The organism is Methylomusa anaerophila (genome assembly GCF_003966895.1).
GTDB lineage: Bacteria > Bacillota > Negativicutes > Sporomusales > Sporomusaceae > Methylomusa > Methylomusa anaerophila.
On record NZ_AP018449.1, the window covers coordinates 1,950,507 to 1,967,143 of the forward strand.

The window sequence follows — 16,637 nt, forward strand, 5'->3', positions numbered from 1 at the left end:
CCGTTGGGAGATGGTGAAAAAATGAGGTCGGTGCTGTTCGTGGCTGCCGAAGCTCATCCCTTCATTAAAACCGGGGGTTTGGGCGATGCAGTCGGTTCGTTGCCGCAAGAATTGAAAAAGCAGGGAGTCGAAGTTCGGGTCATTCTTCCCAAGCATGATAAAATTCCTGCCCATTGGCGGGAACAGATGATACATCTTAAGACCATTTATGTACCTCTGGGTTGGCGGAACCAGTATTGCGGCATTGAAATGCTTGAGTACAACAGCGTAACGTATTATTTTATCGACAATGAATATTACTTTAAGCGATCGGGGCTTTATGACTGCTATGACGACGCGGAACGATTCGCTTATTTTTGCCGGGCAGTTCTGGAGTCATTGCCTTACCTTAATTTTGAGCCGCAGGTTTTGCACTGCCATGATTGGCATACCGCCATACTGCCGGTATTGTTGGCGGCCCATTACCAACACAAGCCCGGCTACTCCCAACTTCGAACAATGTTAACGATTCACAACATTCTCTACCAGGGAGTTTTCGATTCGTCCATAATGGGGGATATATTGGAACTCAACCCGGCTGAATATTTTACCGGCGACAAGCTGGAATTTTATGGTCAGGTTAATTTTTTAAAAGCAGGGATCGTTTATACTGACGTTATCACCACCGTAAGCCCGGCCTACGCCAGGGAAATCGTCACCCTCGAAGGCGGGCGGCAGCTGGATGACGTTCTGCGGCAGCGCCAGCACGATATTTACGGCATCTTGAATGGAATCGACAATGATCTCTACAATCCTGCCAACGATAAAATTATTTTTCAGAACTATACATGGGATTCTGTGGAACAAAGGTCTGTTAACAAGACGCGGCTCCAGGAATATCTCAGTTTACCTGTAAACCCGGACGTGCCGATGATTGCCCTTGTTTCCCAACTGATTAACTTTCAGGGAATCGACCTAGTGACGGAAATACTGGATGACCTTATGGCGATGGATTTGCAATTGGTGGTTATGGGCAAGGGCGACGAGGATTATGAAAATGTATTCCAGGTAGCGGCGCATCACTATCCGGCCAAGCTTTCCGCGAATATTTTCGATGACGAGACCTTGGCCCGCCGCATCTTCGCCGCCGGCGATCTTTATTTAATGCCCTCATTGGCTGAACCTTGCGGTACCAACCAATTAGTTGCGCTTAGATACGGCTGTGTGCCGCTAGTGCGGGAAACAGGCGGACTGCAAAACACCGTCAGGCCTTATAATGAGTTTACCGGCGAAGGGAATGGCTTCAGCTTCATCGAATATAGTGTACGGAACCTGATGCACGCTATAGAGCGGGCCATAGGATTTTATCATGAACCGAAAGTTTGGCCGCAAATTGTTACAGCTGCCATGAAATCAGACGTTGGTTGGAGTAATTCGGCTATAGAATATCGCGACCTCTATGATCTATTGGTGAAGTGAGGGGGCAACATGCTGACAGATAAGGAGCAATTTAAAGCCGCATTTGTGAACCGTTTGTTGGCCTTGCATCGCAAGACTCTCGAAGAGGCGTCACTGGGTGAAAAGTATGATGCCCTGGCGAGCTTAGTCCGCGACAGCATCGGCCGGCGCTGGGTCAATACGGATTACCAATATGCCAAAACCGCGGAAAAGCAGCTTTATTATTTTTCCATCGAGTTTTTGCCCGGCCGGCTGCTGGACCAGAATTTACGCAATATCGGTGTCAGGGACCTGTGGGTGGAAGCGCTAAATGAGCTGGGCCTGGACTATGGTGATCTGGAGAATCAGGAGCCTGACGCCGGTCTGGGTAACGGAGGACTCGGCCGGCTGGCCGCTTGCTTTTTAGATTCCATGGCAGCATTGGGATTGCCCGGTCACGGCTGCGGCATCCGTTATCAGTACGGATTATTTGAGCAGAAGATCATCGACGGCAACCAGATTGAGCAGCCGGACAACTGGATGAAAAACTTTAATCTTTGGGAATACCGGCGGGAAGATAAAGCCGTTAAAGTGAAGTTTGGCGGCCACCTGAACACAGTGCTGGCTGTTCCTTATGACCTTCCCATTATTGGTTTTGCCAACAACACCGTAAATACCCTGCGGCTGTGGAGTGCCGAACTGCCAAGAGATCTGACGGTGATTCTTTCGAGTTTAACTCCGGACGATGCGAATAAAGCCGTCCAGCATAAATATTCGGTGGAAGCGTTATCGCAAATCTTGTATCCGGACGACCGGTATCAGGAGGGCCGGACGCTCCGGCTTGCCCAGGAATATTTTCTGGTATCGGCAGGGGTACAGAGTATTGTCCGCTATGTTAAGAAAACTCATGGCGGCATTACTCACCTGGCGGAGAAAGCCGCCATTCATATCAACGATACTCATCCGGCGCTGGCTATACCGGAATTAATGCGAATCCTAATGGATGATGAGGGACTCGGCTGGGAAGACGCGTGGCGCATTACCGCTAATACTTTTTCTTATACCAACCATACCGTAATGCCCGAAGCCTTGGAAAAGTGGCCTGTTGATACCGTCCAAAATTTATTGCCACGCATCTACGAAATTATACACGAGATCAACGAACGGTTTTGCCGGGAACTCTGGAAACGCTATCCGGGTGATTGGGACCGCATCGCCGCCATGGCAGTGACAGCTTACGGCTACGTCAAGATGGCTCACCTGGCCGTTGTCGGCAGCCACAGCGTGAACGGCGTGTCCAAAATTCACACCGAAATTTTAAAACAGGATGTTTTAAAGCTGTTTTATCAGCATGCTCCTAGCAAATTCAATAACAAAACCAACGGAATCAACCATCGCCGCTGGCTCGTAGAGGATAACCCCCAATTGAGCCGGTTCATTACTGAAACCATCGGCGACAACTGGATTTTCCGTCCCGTCGACCTTGGCCGCCTCACAGCGTCGGCCGACAATCCGGAGTTTCAACAAAAATTGAAGGCCATCAAACGTGAGAGAAAGATAATTTTAGCCAGGTATATCAATGGCAAATATGGCGTCGAAATTGATGTGAACTCCATATTTGACGTGCAAATAAAGAGAATTCACGCCTATAAACGGCAGTTGCTGAATGCGTTGCGCATTATAGACTTATATGACCGGCTTAAGGCAAACCCGGATCTTGACGTTATTCCGCGCACCTTTATTTTTGCCGGCAAAGCGGCGCCGGGTTATGTTTTGGCCAAAAAAGTTATTAAGCTCATCAACACTCTGGCCAAGGTAATCAACAACGACGCAGCCGTTAATAATAAGATCAAAGTGGTGTTCATCGAAAATTACGGAGTTTCTCTGGCGGAAATAATTATTCCCGCCGCCGACGTCAGCGAGCAGATTTCCACCGCCGGTACGGAAGCATCCGGCACCAGTAATATGAAATTAATGATGAACGGGGCTTTAACAGTCGGGACAATGGACGGGGCCAACATCGAGATCAAGGAAGCGGTAGGGATAGAGAACATTATTCCCTTTGGGCTGTCCGTGGAAGAAATTATAAGCGTCTGCGGCTATAGCGGCTGCGATCCCCGGACGGTTTACAACAACAATCCCCGGGTGCGGCAGGTTGTTGACCGGCTTGTCGACGGTACACTTCCTTTCGCCGCCGATGAGTTTCACATTCTTTATGATCACCTGGTTTATGGTGATGGTCATTTTATGGAGCTTAATGATTTTGATGCCTTTTTGGCAGCCCAGGAAAAAGTGGACATCCTTTTCCGCGATGAAAAGGCCTGGTGGAAAATTATCACCCTAAATATTTCTAAGTCGGGACTATTTTCAAGCGATTATACCGTGAATGAATACGCCCGGCATATCTGGAGAATAAGACCGGTGGAGATTAAAGACAAGCTGGAATCTCCGGTTGAAAAAGTTGGGGACGCAAAAGACAGGCCTGGTTTGAACAATGTTGGGTTTGGGGCGCTGTAAGGCAGACGGGGGGAGATCAATCATATGAAAGTCCTGGTAGTATTTTATTCCTTATACGGACACATTCGCCGCCTGGCAGAGGCAATCGTCGAGGGGGTGGAAGAGGTGCCCGGCGCTGTGGCGATTTTGCGGCGAGTACCGGAAACATTGCCGGAACAGGTGTTGGCAAAACTGGGGGCAACAGCATCGCAAAAAGCCATGGCCCATATCCCCATTTGCCAGTTGCAGGATTTGACTGACGCGGCGGCGATCATTTTCGGTGCGCCTACCCGTTATGGGAACATGTGCGGGCAAATGCGGCAGTTTCTTGACTCTACGGGAAAGATATGGGCCGAAGGCGGGCTGGTGGGAAAGGCAGGCAGCGTATTTACCAGTGCGGCAACTCAGCATGGCGGACAAGAGTCCACCATACTAAGCTTCCACACCACCCTTCTCCACCATGGAATGGTCATTGTGGGATTGCCCTATACCTTCACCGGTCAAACTATTATTCACGAGGTAACAGGCTGTTCTCCTTACGGCGCTTCCACCATGTCCGGCATCAAGGCTAACAGAATGCCCAGCAAGAACGAACTGGCGGGCGCCCGCTATCAGGGCCGGCATGTCGCCCGGATAGCCGCGAAATTAATAAAATAAAAAAAGGGGCTGTCTCCTGTATGAGACAGCCCCTTTGCAATCGTTTATTTGAATTTGTAAGTAACGCCGAAGCCCAAACCTTCAGCGTTCAAGTCGGTTGGATAGGGAGGCCAGTGCAGCTTTTTGGACTGGATGGTACGGTAATTGACGTTGAATTCCCAGCCAGGGCTGAATTCGTAAGAAACGCCGGCTTCCCAGTTAAACAAGTCTGCGCCTGTACCCATGCTGCCCCACAAAGTTGTCTTGTCGGCGATGGGAGCGCTGCCAACTACGCCAAACTGCCAAAAATTCTTGGTATCCGACGAGCCGGCATAAACATTTTTCCCTTTTGCTGTAACCAAGCCGGTAAAAACCGAAATATTTTTATCCAATTTGTAAAGTAAATTATACTCATTAAATGTAAACTTGGCGGTATCGGGATACGTTACACCGAACCAAACAAAACCGGTACTGGCGGATTCGGGTTCAAAGTTGCGGTATTGAACCGCGAAATTGTTACCAAGTCCCAAGGTTATCCCGGCATCCAAATTGTACTTTTTGTCGTAAGGCGGAAAGGCGATTGTAACGTCGCTGATACTGTTCTCAGTATTACGCCAGGTCAGGTCAACCGAGGCCTTGCCTTGCGAGTAGTCGGTGAGCGGCGAAGCCAGCGCCGTACTGCTGAAAAGCATCAAGCCTGTGAGCGCAACTAAAACCTTTTTCATACTCTTTTTCCTCCCTGATAATTGTTCATAAGATCACTCTAATCATAACTGCCGATAATAGTGGTTGTCTAACCAGAATTCACCAATTAGTGACATTGATCAACAATATTCGGCTAATTTTGTGTTATTTTTTTATAATGCAGGGACAAAGAATTGATTTGACATTGTAGCGAGAAAATGTTAAACTATAATTCCTTAAAGTTTTTAAATCTATTTACCTTATCGCGGGATGGAGCAGTTGGTAGCTCGTCGGGCTCATAACCCGAAGGCCGCAGGTTCAAGTCCTGCTCCCGCAACCATGACTGCAAGGGGTTGTCTCTTTTTTGAGTCAGCCCCTTTTTTAATGTATTTCACCACTTGACAAATCATAGCATTATGATAGCGTTGTCGAAGGAGGGACGCGTATCGGGAAAAAGTAGTGAATATCTATTGACTATTTATTGTATATATGTATATATAATTATAGAGACCTTTTTATTTTATTTTCATGTCCCAAAATATGTAAAAAATATGCTAAAGGATGGGTTTTAATATTATGATCAATTTCACACAAGAATCCACGGCTGTCTCTAAGAAAAACTCACATTCGGACGTACTGTGGATGGCCTTCCTGCTTGGCCTGCTTGCGGCATTTGCGCCGTTAACTATCGATATGTATTTGCCTGCTTTGCCGAAATTGGGGGCTGATCTCAATGCCGGCGCCTCCCTGGCCCAGTTCAGCTTAACGGCCTGTTTGCTTGGTATTGCACTGGGACAATTAGTTGCGGGGCCTATAAGTGATGTGCGTGGCCGAAAAGGCCCCTTGCTTGCCGGTTTGCTTATCTATGTTGTTGCGTCGCTGTCCTGCGCGTTTGCCCCAACGATTTGGTTATTGGTAGTCATGCGATTTATCCAAGGATTGGCGGGGTCGGCAGGTATTGTTATCTCACGCGCCATTGTGCGGGATCTATACTCAGGCTTTCAAATGACTCGCTTTTTTGCGTTATTGATGTTGGTCAACGGAGTTGCCCCTATCCTTGCCCCGGTCCTGGGCGGACAAGTTTTGCAAGTAACCTCCTGGCGGGGTATTTTTCTTGTGCTGTCGGTCGTGGGGATCTTTACGCTGTTGGCCGTCTCTTTTGGATTGCCCGAAACCCTGCGGGCCGGTCAGCGTTCGAAGGGTGGTATTAACAACACATTTCGCGCTTTCCGTCGCTTAATTGGGAACCGCATCTTTATGGGCTATGCATTGGTACAGGGATTTGCTCTTGCCGCCATGTTTGCTTATATCGCAGGATCTCCCTTTGTGCTACAGAATATTTTCGGTGTATCGCCGCAAATTTTTAGCCTGCTTTTTGGCATTAACAGTCTGGGGATTATTATTGCCGGTCAAATTACCGGCAGGTTGGCAGGCCGGATTCCGGAGGCGCAACTTCTGGTTGCAGGTCTTACAATTGCGTTTGTGGGTGGAGTGCTGCTATTGGCCATGATTTTGGCCGGCGGAGGGCTTTATTCCATTCTAGTGCCCTTGTTTTTTGCCGTTTCCAGTGTCGGGATTATCGGGACCAGCAGCTTTTCGCTGGCCATGCAGGATCAGGCAAAAGATGCAGGCAGCGCATCGGCCCTTATCGGAGTTTTGTCTTTTGTTTTCGGCGGATTAATGGCGCCGCTTGTGGGAATCGGCGGCAGTCATACCGCCGTCCCGATGGGGATTATCATTGCGTTTTCTGAAACCATGGCCGCCCTATGTTATCTCTTCTTGGTAAAATGTAAGTAATCGGCTCGCCCGCTGTTCCTGCCCCCTGGAGAGAGGGCCGGCTGTTTTTTAGATGGCGCAATATTCAAGCAAATCACAATGTACAAAAAGTTCTTGACAAGCCATCTGTTTATTATTATTCTATTGATATAGATGTATATACGTATAGAATTGAGGTGAATCGGGGTTGACGTATCAATTTCAGTAAATATTTTTGGGGGTGAACGGAATGAAAAAAGGCATTATTCTCATATTTGTACTTATTTTGACCAGCTTTTCCGCCTTGGCGTCTGCCGCGTCAAATCTATACAGTGATGTGCCGGAAAACCATTGGGCTTACGATGCCCTTGGTAAATTGGCCAAGGCCGGGATTATCAGCAATTTCAGGGAAGAGAGGGTGTTGACCCGTTATGAAATGGCGCAGATTATTGCCAATGCATTGACCAAGGTTGATAAAGCTAACGCGGAGACACAGGCACTTGTACAAAAACTGTCGGCAGAGTTTGCTGATGAGTTGAACGACATCGGCGTGCGAGGGAAGAAGACGGAAGAAAAGGAAGACACTCGCATGAAAATTAGCGGTTTTGGCATTTTTGGGTATGAATGGGTGAAAAACCCGCGAACCTACTTTGCGACCAATAACATAGCGGACGGCACCTCCAAGTCCGAAACCAGGTCAATATTTGTTTTAACAATCGATCAGAAGTTTTCCAAGGACGCTTATTTTCATGCCGATTTCAACGGTGAGGTTATGGGAGGAAGATCAGGCGACAATTCCGTCATGCGCTTTCAGGATGCTTATTATGCCGCCAAAGCCGGCGGTTTGGAATGGTCGGCCGGCCGGTACAGTCCTTATCTGGGCAAAGGTTTGCTCTATTATGTGCCGTATAATGACGGAGTAAGACTGACTTTTGGGAATGTTGTAAAAACCACTTTGTATTCGGTAAAATTCAACGATCGCTCCTGGGAATTAGCCGATATTGGCTGCCAGTTGAGCAAGAATACCAATCTTTCCTTAGCCTATGTTAATGATAAAGTGCCGCATAATGTAGCGATTTATCCCGACCAAGACTTTTACAACTCTGCTGCCCTGGGTATAAGCTACACAGGTATCACCAACTGGACGGTGACAGGAGAATATGGCAAGAACCGGGCGGAAGAGGCCAAAAAAGCCAATGGCGGAAGTTCCCCTTACGGCATGTACATTATGGCAAAATATAAAGGGGCAAATCCCTTTGTGATCGGCAGTACCGGCGCCTGGGTAACCTATAAGCAGGCCCAGGACGGTTTTGATTTATGGGCCTTGACCAGCCGAACCGATCTTACCGGACCGCAGAATTGGTCAGCTCCCGGCTGTGGCGGCGGTTTGAATGATGTCCGCGGGTTTGAAGTCGGGTTTGAAGCCACTGTGGCCCCGCGTGCCATGTTATCAATGCGCTACGATAGTCTGCGGGCGGTGAAAACTCCGGGCGGCCTAGCTAATGCCATAGGCGCCGATCAGAAAGATCAAAGCTATTTTATCAGTCAACTGACATGGGTTTTCTAAACATAAGCCAAGCAAAAAGGGGTTTTACAAAGGCAAAGCATAAATATAAGGAGGGCAGGGAACGCCTATGAGCAAGATTGATTTGGTAAAAGCAGTGGTGAAGGAACAATGCGACGTACTTTTGCCATCATGAAAGACACTGTAGCCGCGATCAAAGCAGCGGAATTGGGCGTAACGGTTTTGGTGGGGGCGGTCCGGTCGACGCAAGTGTTACCAAATACTGCGGAGCTGACGGATATTGTAGAAATGCTTATGATGCGGTAGAAATGTGTAAACAGGCTGTAGGAGGTCAAGTAATAAAAATAAAACTGGAGGTTGAGTGAATTGAAAACAAATCAAGAATTATTGCAAGAGCGTAAAACCAGGCTGAACAAGGCAATTACTTTGGAAAAACCGGACAGGACGCCGGTGGTTCTTATGGCCGATGCATTTTGCGCAAGTCATATGGGAGTAAAATTAGCCGATTTTTGTACCAGTTTAAAAATGCAGAATCAGACGATGGTAAACTCAATAAAAGCTCTCGGCGATGTAGACGGCATGAATGCCGCTTTTGCCGCCGGTCCCTTATTTCCGCTAATTTTTATGACCTATGTCAAGCTGCCCGGACGGGAATTACCGGAAAATTCGCTGTGGCAGTTGGATGAAAAGGAGGTCATGCTGGTTGAAGACTATGACACCATTCTTAATAAAGGCTGGGGACCTTTTATGCAGGATTACCTGGTCAAACGTCTCAATTACCCATTGGAGGGGATTATGGGTGAATTGGCGGAAACGCCGCAAATGGTGAAAAACTTCGAGAAGGAAGGATATTGCGTTTATTCCCCGATTATCGCTACGGCAGTACCGGAGTTGTTGGGCGGCGGCCGCTCAATGCCGAAATTCATGCGCGATTTATATAAAATACCTGATAAAGTGGAAGCTGTATTAGATGCCATTCAAAAGGAAAGCCTGGAAATACTGCGTCAGCAAATAAGGGCTACTGATTCAACAGTAGTCTTTATTTCACCGGCACGGGGAGCCAGTGAGTTCTTTTCGCCGAAACTGTGGCAGCGGTTTGTCTGGAAATATTTAAAAGAGACCGTAGATGTAGTTATCGAAGAAGGTGCGTTTGCCGATATTCATATTGACTCCAACTGGGAACGGGATTTGGAATTTTTCCGGTCGCTTCCTAAAGGGAAATGCATTTTTGAAACTGACGGCGCAACCGATATTTACAAAGTTAAAGAAGTAATCGGCGACATGATGTGTATTAAAGGCGATGTGCCTGCGGCTAAACTGGCGCTGGGCACTCCTGACGATGTATACAACTATTCGGCCGGTTTAGTCAAAGACATGGGTCCCGGCTTTATTCTTTCATCCGGATGCTCCATTCCGCCTAATGCCAAAGTGGAAAATGTCAAAGCCATGATTGCGGCGGCCACTGGGAAATAACCGGCGCCTGAAGGGAGCTATATCTAATGACGCCTGATTTTTCGGAACTAGTCCAGGAAGCTTTGGCGTACAAGGCTGATTATGCAGCTATCGTGAAGTCGGAGCAAATCAAGTTTGTTGCCGATTTTCGTAAAGCCTGTGAACAAAATAGCTGCGGCAAGTATAACAAAAACTGGATGTGTCCGCCGGCAGTCGGGCCCTTGGAGGAATTAAAGGAGCGAGCCGGCCGCTTTCGGCAGGGATTACTGTTTCAAACCGTCCACACAATTAAGAGTTCTTTTGACTGGAAAGGAATGATGGCGGCGGCGAAGATTCACGACGGTGTTTTTCGTAATATTCTCGGCGTAATCAAGGCCAAATATAATTTTGCGGCTATATTGCCTCTTAGCGCCGGAGCTTGCATATTTTGTGACAAGTGCGCGTATGTGGAGGGGGAGCCGTGCCGGTTTCCGGAGCAGGCGTTGGCCTCTGTCGAAGCTTACGGCATTGATGTCATGAATTTGGAGAAGGCCTGCGGCATTCCGTACTATAATGGGAAGAATACGGTTTCTTATGTTGGGCTTATCTTATTTAATACAAATGAATTATAGGCTGACCTGGCCTCAATACGCCTGGCAGGATGGGGATACGGTGTGAGAGCGGCTAAAGAAGGACAACGGCGGGAGCGAACGGAAAAAGTTCTCGCCGTTTTTTTGCCAGCAATTGTTTATTAAATCCCACAGCAACTTCTAGTAGACTGCCAACTAGTAAAAAATATTGACAAATTGCCGTTTTCTTTATACGCTGTATATATAGATGTATATATTAAAACTTGCTGAAATAGTGAAAAACTTTTAATTGTACATCGACGTCTGCCGGTAAAAGGAAAGGTGATCAGTAGATGAACCAACTGCGCCAATACAACCTTACAGTCGAAGGCAAGAATCAACAGCTTAAATGCTCGGCAACGCAGACGCTGCTGCAGTCGCTGATTGATGGGGGGATTTTTCCGGAGGCGAATTGCGGCGGCCGGGGTACTTGCGGTAAGTGCAAGATCCATGTGCTTGAAGGGCAGGTTGCCAATCATCAGGGACAGCAGGTATTTCCCGGCGATGATGGGAGTTATTTGGCATGCCAGGTTTATCCGCGGGAGAATATTACCATTCGACTGAAAAAATCCGGGGCAAGTCTCAAAGGGCCAATTAACGAGAATTTTGCCGGTCCGGGAACGCTTCTTGTGCGAAAACTAGTTCTCACTCCTGAGTATCCTACAGTAGAGAATCACTACTCAATACAAGAAATGATCTGGCAAGCCGTTAAGGTACAAGAACCATCCCTCTGCATTTCCGACAACTCCCTAATTCTTAATGACCCTAAGATCCTGCGTCAATTAAGCGGTATTGTTGAGACAAAACCGGCGATTATGACAATTTGCCTTATTGGCAATCAGCTTGTGAATGTGGAAATAGGCGACACAGCCGGTGAGTTATTCGGTGTGGCATTTGACATCGGCACTACTACGGTGGTTGGCATGTTGGTGGACATCAATGCGCGGGAAGTAATTGCCACTTGTTCAAAAACCAATCCGCAGTCGTCTTTTGGCGCGGATGTTATTTCGCGGATTCAAGCAAGCAATGAGATATCTGGCGGCTTGGTAAAATTAGCTGCGATTATCAGGCAGTGCCTGAACCAAATAATTACCGAGCTTTGCGCCCAGGCCGGAATTTTGCCGGCTGCAATATACGCCGCCACTATTGCCGGCAATTCAACTATGACTTCGTTATTATTGGAAATTTCACCGGTAACGCTGGTGCGTAAACCATACGCCGCTTTATTTAAGCACCTAGCACCCTTTTTACCGGCAGAGATTGATCTTAATATTAACCCCTGCGGCCGGGTCCGGGTTTTACCGGCTATTGCGAGTTTTGTCGGCTCTGATACTACAGCTGCTATTTTGGCTGTAGATCAGGATGTTTCGACAAGCCCGCTGCTTTTGGTGGATTTGGGAACAAACGGCGAGATGGTTATCGGCGACAGCCATAAGCTCTGCGCTTGTTCCACTGCAGCCGGTCCCGCATTTGAAGGCGCGCATATACGCGACGGCATGCGGGCGTCTGCCGGAGCTATTGCCAATGTTGCCATTGATGAGGATGTCAGGGTTGAGGTCATTGGTAATGTCAGGCCGAGCGGCATATGCGGATCAGGGATAGTTAAAGCCGTTGCCGAGCTTGTTGCAGCCGGCATAATCGGTCCGAGCGGACAATTTGACAAATCTATGACCGAAGTATTGCCTTTAAGTATTGGGCGAAGGCTGAAGAACCGCGACGGGAAGTGGGAATTTGTCCTGGTAGAAGGTAAAGATAGCGCCACCGGGGCGGATATCTCCGTTACTCAAGCCGATATCAGGCAAATTCAACTGGTTAAGTCGTCAATTTGTACAGGAATCCAGTTCCTGTTGGAACAGATACCTGTCGATACGGAATTAAAAGTTTGTCTTGCCGGTGCATTTGGCAATTATATTGACATTAACAGTGCCATAACCATCGGACTGTTTCCGGGTATTACCAGGGACTCAATCTGTTCCGTGGGTAACGCCGCCGGTACGGGAGCCATCCAGGCGTTGTTATATTCGGATAAACTGCAGCGCAGTATCGGTATTGCGAATAAAACCGGCTATCTGGAACTGGCGGCGCAACCTAGTTTTCAAAATATATTTTTAGCAAATCTTTCATTTCCTGAGGTGGTTTGATGAAAAGCCGAGAAAATCTAATACCCATATATTACCGTTTGGCTGATGATATTAAGCAGCAGATTGAATCAGGTGAATTAAAACATGGTGACCTGATTCCGACAGAGGCGCAATTGGGAGAAAAATATGGAATAAGCCGTATGACCGTAAGGCAGGGGATCGGACTTTTGACCGAAGCGGGGCTCATCGAGACGGTAAAAGGGAAAGGAAGCTTTGTTACCCGGCCGCAATTGAACCAGTTGGTTATTGATTTAAAAAGAACCGGTGCCGGTAATGTGGTGCTAAAGTATAAACTTCTGGAGGTTAAGCTTGTCCGGGATAAGCCTGACTTTATCAGCGAACTGGGTTTTGCCGGCAATTCGAAAGTGATTGGCGTAAAGCGGCTTGTCTACAAAGATGACCGCCCTGCAGCCATTGAAGAGAAGTATTTGCTGTATCAAAAGGGTAGTCCGTTGCTTGAAACCCAGTTAGAATATGCGGACTTTCCTGAATTGGTGGCTAAGCATCAGGACAGTGTGCCAGTCCGCAATGATATGGTAATATCAGTGGATGCGTTATCCCCTGAGCAGGCAAAGTTGCTGGAAACAGAACAGGATATGCCCGCACTGGTAATAAAACAAGTTATTTTTTCCAATGAAGATAAACCGCTTGGCATTTCTCTGATGGTTTGTCACAAGGACCGGTTCACGATACAGGCGACCTCATACCCGCTTTCAAGGAGGTTATGATTATGCTAAAGGTTCAGAAGATGCTTGTCGGCGCAATGGCCAGGTTGGATGACGCAATGGTGTTGAACCTGGTAAAACAGGGACTTCAAATGGGTATTAATCCTTATGTATTGCTCGAAGAAGTCCGGGCCGGCACTGAAAGGGTGGGAGAGTTATACAATAAGGGGGAGTATTTTTTATCCGATCTGATAATGGCGGCGGAGATTTTCAAGGATGTTTTGGAAATGGTTAGTAAAGTTAGTAAAGGCAAAAACAGAACAACACCGCTGGTATCACCGTATTCGCCCGTCATTTTCGGTACGGTGGAAAATGATATCCATGACATTGGCAAAAATATTACCATTGGGATTCTTCGTTACAGCGGTTTTTCCGTCTGGGATTTAGGAGTGGACGTGCCGGCGGCTGCTTTTGTGGAGGCGGCAAAGCGGTGCCAAAGCCGGATAATTTGCCTGACCGGGTTAATTACCGAATCATACGATTCTATGAAGAAAACCGTCCAGTTACTGGACGAGGCGGGATTGCGCGGGCGGATGACTTTGATTATCGGCGGCTTGGTAAACGAGGTAGTCCGTCAATATACAGGAGCCGACTATTGGTCTACCGATTGCCGGAAAGTTTTGGAATTGTGCAGGACCATATCAACCGGCAACGAGATGAAAGCGCAATCATTATAAAGGAGTGGGGGATGAGATATTGGGAACAGTAATTTTGGCTTGCCAAACACTCCAGGACGAGCTTAAGATGGCAATTCGGGAAACCGGCGTAGATTTTCCCGTTTATTATATTGAATCCGGATTACACAATACGCCCGAGTTATTGCATCAAAGAATCCAGGATGAAATCAACAGAATCGATAATGTGGGGATAATAATACTGGTTTTCGGGTATTGCGGCAACAGTTTGCTTGGGATTAAATCCGAGACGGCTACATTGGTTATTCCCAGAGTTGACGACTGTATACCGTTACTCTTGGGTTCGAGTGAAGCGCGAAAAACAATTTCCAAGGAAATGGGCACTTACTTTTTAACCAAAGGCTGGATAGACAATGAGAATAACATGCTGCAGGAGTTCGAGCGGTGCGTCCGGCGCTACGGGCATATCCGCGCTTTAAAGGCGATGAAAATTATGTTGGCGCACTATAAACGGATTATGCTTATAGACACTGGGGCATATCCTGTTGAAAGCGTGGCGCCGGAGACGCGGGATTTCGCCGGCAAGCTTGGCATGCGCCATGAAGTGGCGCCCGGTTCACCGCGCTTATTGCACAAGCTGCTGCAAGGACTATGGGATGAAGAGTTTCATGTGCTTACACCAGGCCGGACACTTACAATGAACGATATCTGCTGCGGCGACGATGAACAGCGGAGCCAATTGCGGCTGGTTGTAAAATAGAAAAATAGAATTCATACGGAACCTGCTAAGGCCTGATGTTCTCAATTTTCGGAACATCAGGCCTTCGTCTTATTTTTTATTACCCCTGGAGCAGCGGCAACCATGATTTTTGCATTTTGAGTGAAGATGAATAGACTATTTCTTTGAAACTACAGGCGATAAAACTTTGTGATTTTTTTGATATTTTTGAAAGAACTATTGACATCAGCAGGCATTTTCGACTATTATTTATATAGATGTATATACAACACAAAAAGTTGCTGATAGGGAGGGCTATATGCTAATAATTGGAGAGCTAATTAACACGAGCCGGAAAGCCGTCAGAGAGGCTGTCGAAGCCCGGAATGCCCAATATATCCAGGAGGTAGCCAAAGCGCAAGAAGTGGCCGGGGCCGATTATCTGGATGTCAATTGCGGTACCATGGTCGGTCAGGAAATCGAATGCATGGAATGGCTGGTCAATACCATCAATGAGGTGACTGATCTGCCGCTATGCATTGACAGTCCGGATGAAAATGCCCTAAGAGCCGGACTGGTTCTGGCAAAGACCGGCAACGGCAAAAGAATGATCAACTCGACTACTGCGGAAGAAAAACGCTATAAAGCCGTGATTCCGCTGGTAAAAGAATTTGATGCCAAGATTGTCGCGCTGTGCATCGAAGATGCCGGTATGCCGGAAACGGCGGAAGACCGGCTGCGGATTGCCAGCAAGCTGGTCGACGATATGGAAAAAGAAGGGATTGCTCAGGATGATATCTACCTAGACCCGCTGATAAAACCGTTAAGTACCAATGATAAGTACGGCAAGTCGGTGTTGGATGCAATCTATGATATTAAGAAAAAATACCCGGCCGTGCATTTGACCTGTGGCTTGAGCAATATATCTTACGGTTTGCCTAACCGGGCGGTTCTCAACCGACTGTTTGTCGTACAAACCATGACCGTGGGGATGGACGGTTATATCTTAAACCCCACCGACAAGGCCATGATGGGTGTTGTCTATGCGTCCCAGGCATTAATGGGCGATGACAGATTCTGCAGCAAATACCTGAAAGCCCACAGAAAAGGACTTTACGAATAAATAGGAGGAATCAGTAATGTCAAAAATTGATCTTGTTAAAGCGGTAACCGAACTGGAAGAAGATTTAGTCTTGGAAGGAGTTAAAGAACAAAGTGCGGCCGGGGTAGCTCCCGTCGAAATCCTGGCCCAATTGCAGCAAGGTATGGAAGGGGTAGGAAAATTATATGAGGCGGGCGATTATTACCTGTCCGAGCTTATCATGTCCGCCGAGGTGTTTTCCAATGCCGCGAAACTTTTAGATGGCGCCCTGAATGCCGACGGCGATAATAATAAGATCGGCACTGTATTGTTAGGCACAGTCAAGGACGACATTCATGATATCGGCAAAAACATTGTTTCCACAATATTAAGCTGCAATGGCTTCAAAGTAGTTGACGTAGGCGTTGACGTACCGATTGAGACCTTTATCGAAGAAATCAAGAAGAGTAATCCGCAGGTAGTTGGCCTGTTCTGCCTGCTGACTACTGCCTTTGATGTCATGAAAGAGACCGTGGCGGCCATTAAGGCTTCCGGTGCAACCGTAACCGTGTTAGTGGGCGGCGGTCCGGTCGATGAAAGTGTTGCCAAATGGAGCAACGCCGATGGATATTGTAAAAACGCCTATGACGCTGTGGAAATGTCCAAGAAAGCAGTTGGCGCAAACTAACAGCCGAAAGGTGGATGGCGCCTCACCGCCAAATATAAAGAACTGAAATTAGTAAAACCGAGTAACTTCAGAAATGA

15 protein-coding genes and 1 tRNA gene are annotated in these 16,637 nt (G+C 47.5%); 15 read left to right on the top strand and 1 reads right to left on the bottom strand.

Features of this window, described 5'->3' with window-relative positions; genetic code table 11:
* The first annotated feature begins 21 nt into the window (after nucleotides 1–21).
* The 3 genes from glgA to wrbA are packed head-to-tail and all read left to right on the top strand — an operon-like array spanning nucleotide 22 to nucleotide 4,569.
* Nucleotides 22–1,458, top strand: a complete 1,437-nt coding sequence (gene glgA, locus MAMMFC1_RS08670; protein ID WP_126308160.1) for a glycogen synthase GlgA — start codon at nucleotides 22–24, stop codon at nucleotides 1,456–1,458.
* Nucleotides 1,459–1,467: 9 nt separating this feature from the next.
* Nucleotides 1,468–3,933 carry a glycogen/starch/alpha-glucan phosphorylase gene (locus MAMMFC1_RS08675; protein ID WP_126308161.1) on the top strand — a complete coding sequence of 822 codons (2,466 nt, stop codon included), beginning with the start codon at nucleotides 1,468–1,470 and terminating at the stop codon, nucleotides 3,931–3,933.
* Between the two features lie 24 nt (nucleotides 3,934–3,957).
* Complete coding sequence (wrbA, locus tag MAMMFC1_RS08680) at nucleotides 3,958–4,569, top strand: NAD(P)H:quinone oxidoreductase (RefSeq protein ID WP_126308162.1); 612 nt, start codon at nucleotides 3,958–3,960, stop codon at nucleotides 4,567–4,569.
* Nucleotides 4,570–4,613: 44 nt separating this feature from the next.
* On the opposite strand, the gene MAMMFC1_RS08685 is transcribed toward wrbA, so the two are convergent.
* Complete coding sequence (locus MAMMFC1_RS08685) at nucleotides 4,614–5,273, bottom strand: outer membrane beta-barrel protein (RefSeq protein WP_126308163.1); 660 nt, start codon at nucleotides 5,271–5,273, stop codon at nucleotides 4,614–4,616.
* A 223-nt stretch (nucleotides 5,274–5,496) separates the two neighbouring features.
* Here MAMMFC1_RS08685 and MAMMFC1_RS08690 point away from each other — a divergent pair.
* The 12 genes from MAMMFC1_RS08690 (at nucleotide 5,497) to MAMMFC1_RS08740 (ending at nucleotide 16,560) form a co-directional block, all read left to right on the top strand.
* Nucleotides 5,497–5,572: transfer RNA gene (locus MAMMFC1_RS08690), tRNA-Met, on the top strand.
* A gap of 236 nt (nucleotides 5,573–5,808) precedes the next feature.
* The gene (locus tag MAMMFC1_RS08695) at nucleotides 5,809–7,029 is read left to right on the top strand and encodes a multidrug effflux MFS transporter (protein ID WP_126308164.1); all 1,221 of its coding nucleotides are present in this window, start codon (nucleotides 5,809–5,811) and stop codon (nucleotides 7,027–7,029) included.
* A 208-nt stretch (nucleotides 7,030–7,237) separates the two neighbouring features.
* Entirely contained in the window at nucleotides 7,238–8,554 is a 1,317-nt protein-coding gene (locus MAMMFC1_RS08700; RefSeq protein ID WP_126308165.1) for an S-layer homology domain-containing protein, read from the top strand.
* A 108-nt stretch (nucleotides 8,555–8,662) separates the two neighbouring features.
* Nucleotides 8,663–8,818 (top strand): hypothetical protein, encoded by a 156-nt coding sequence (locus tag MAMMFC1_RS21460; RefSeq protein WP_158618709.1) that lies wholly within the window; start codon nucleotides 8,663–8,665, stop codon nucleotides 8,816–8,818.
* A 60-nt stretch (nucleotides 8,819–8,878) separates the two neighbouring features.
* The gene (locus MAMMFC1_RS08705) at nucleotides 8,879–9,985 is read left to right on the top strand and encodes a uroporphyrinogen decarboxylase family protein (protein WP_126308166.1); all 1,107 of its coding nucleotides are present in this window, start codon (nucleotides 8,879–8,881) and stop codon (nucleotides 9,983–9,985) included.
* Nucleotides 9,986–10,011: 26 nt separating this feature from the next.
* The gene (locus tag MAMMFC1_RS08710; protein ID WP_126308167.1) at nucleotides 10,012–10,575 is read left to right on the top strand and encodes a DUF2284 domain-containing protein; all 564 of its coding nucleotides are present in this window, start codon (nucleotides 10,012–10,014) and stop codon (nucleotides 10,573–10,575) included.
* A 290-nt stretch (nucleotides 10,576–10,865) separates the two neighbouring features.
* Entirely contained in the window at nucleotides 10,866–12,713 is a 1,848-nt protein-coding gene (locus tag MAMMFC1_RS08715; RefSeq protein ID WP_126308168.1) for an ASKHA domain-containing protein, read from the top strand.
* On the top strand, nucleotides 12,713–13,441 hold the full coding sequence (locus tag MAMMFC1_RS08720; RefSeq protein WP_126308169.1) for a GntR family transcriptional regulator: 729 nt from the start codon (nucleotides 12,713–12,715) through the stop codon (nucleotides 13,439–13,441). Before MAMMFC1_RS08715 ends, MAMMFC1_RS08720 begins: the two co-directional genes overlap by 1 nt.
* Nucleotides 13,442–13,443: 2 nt before the next feature.
* Nucleotides 13,444–14,115 (top strand): cobalamin B12-binding domain-containing protein, encoded by a 672-nt coding sequence (locus MAMMFC1_RS08725; RefSeq protein WP_158618710.1) that lies wholly within the window; start codon nucleotides 13,444–13,446, stop codon nucleotides 14,113–14,115.
* A gap of 19 nt (nucleotides 14,116–14,134) precedes the next feature.
* Nucleotides 14,135–14,833, top strand: a complete 699-nt coding sequence (locus tag MAMMFC1_RS08730; protein WP_126308171.1) for a DUF1638 domain-containing protein — start codon at nucleotides 14,135–14,137, stop codon at nucleotides 14,831–14,833.
* A gap of 277 nt (nucleotides 14,834–15,110) precedes the next feature.
* The gene (locus MAMMFC1_RS08735) at nucleotides 15,111–15,914 is read left to right on the top strand and encodes a methyltetrahydrofolate cobalamin methyltransferase (RefSeq protein ID WP_126308172.1); all 804 of its coding nucleotides are present in this window, start codon (nucleotides 15,111–15,113) and stop codon (nucleotides 15,912–15,914) included.
* A 16-nt stretch (nucleotides 15,915–15,930) separates the two neighbouring features.
* The gene (locus tag MAMMFC1_RS08740) at nucleotides 15,931–16,560 is read left to right on the top strand and encodes a cobalamin B12-binding domain-containing protein (RefSeq protein WP_126308173.1); all 630 of its coding nucleotides are present in this window, start codon (nucleotides 15,931–15,933) and stop codon (nucleotides 16,558–16,560) included.
* The last annotated feature ends 77 nt before the right edge of the window (nucleotides 16,561–16,637 follow it).

Excerpts from the sequence above, each read along its gene's own strand:
- MAMMFC1_RS08685 (WP_126308163.1), bottom strand. The coding sequence starts at position 5,273 with ATGAAAAAGGTTTTAGTTGCGCTCACAGGCTTGATGCTTTTCAGCAGT.
- MAMMFC1_RS08715 (WP_126308168.1), top strand. The coding sequence starts at position 10,866 with ATGAACCAACTGCGCCAATACAACCTTACAGTCGAAGGCAAGAATCAA.
- MAMMFC1_RS21460 (WP_158618709.1), top strand. The coding sequence starts at position 8,663 with ATGCGACGTACTTTTGCCATCATGAAAGACACTGTAGCCGCGATCAAA.
- MAMMFC1_RS08740 (WP_126308173.1), top strand. The coding sequence starts at position 15,931 with ATGTCAAAAATTGATCTTGTTAAAGCGGTAACCGAACTGGAAGAAGAT.
- MAMMFC1_RS08720 (WP_126308169.1), top strand. The coding sequence starts at position 12,713 with ATGAAAAGCCGAGAAAATCTAATACCCATATATTACCGTTTGGCTGAT.
- wrbA (WP_126308162.1), top strand. The coding sequence starts at position 3,958 with ATGAAAGTCCTGGTAGTATTTTATTCCTTATACGGACACATTCGCCGC.
- MAMMFC1_RS08725 (WP_158618710.1), top strand. The coding sequence starts at position 13,444 with ATGCTAAAGGTTCAGAAGATGCTTGTCGGCGCAATGGCCAGGTTGGAT.
- MAMMFC1_RS08700 (WP_126308165.1), top strand. The coding sequence starts at position 7,238 with ATGAAAAAAGGCATTATTCTCATATTTGTACTTATTTTGACCAGCTTT.
- MAMMFC1_RS08695 (WP_126308164.1), top strand. The coding sequence starts at position 5,809 with ATGATCAATTTCACACAAGAATCCACGGCTGTCTCTAAGAAAAACTCA.
- MAMMFC1_RS08735 (WP_126308172.1), top strand. The coding sequence starts at position 15,111 with ATGCTAATAATTGGAGAGCTAATTAACACGAGCCGGAAAGCCGTCAGA.
- MAMMFC1_RS08710 (WP_126308167.1), top strand. The coding sequence starts at position 10,012 with ATGACGCCTGATTTTTCGGAACTAGTCCAGGAAGCTTTGGCGTACAAG.
- glgA (WP_126308160.1), top strand. The coding sequence starts at position 22 with ATGAGGTCGGTGCTGTTCGTGGCTGCCGAAGCTCATCCCTTCATTAAA.
- MAMMFC1_RS08675 (WP_126308161.1), top strand. The coding sequence starts at position 1,468 with ATGCTGACAGATAAGGAGCAATTTAAAGCCGCATTTGTGAACCGTTTG.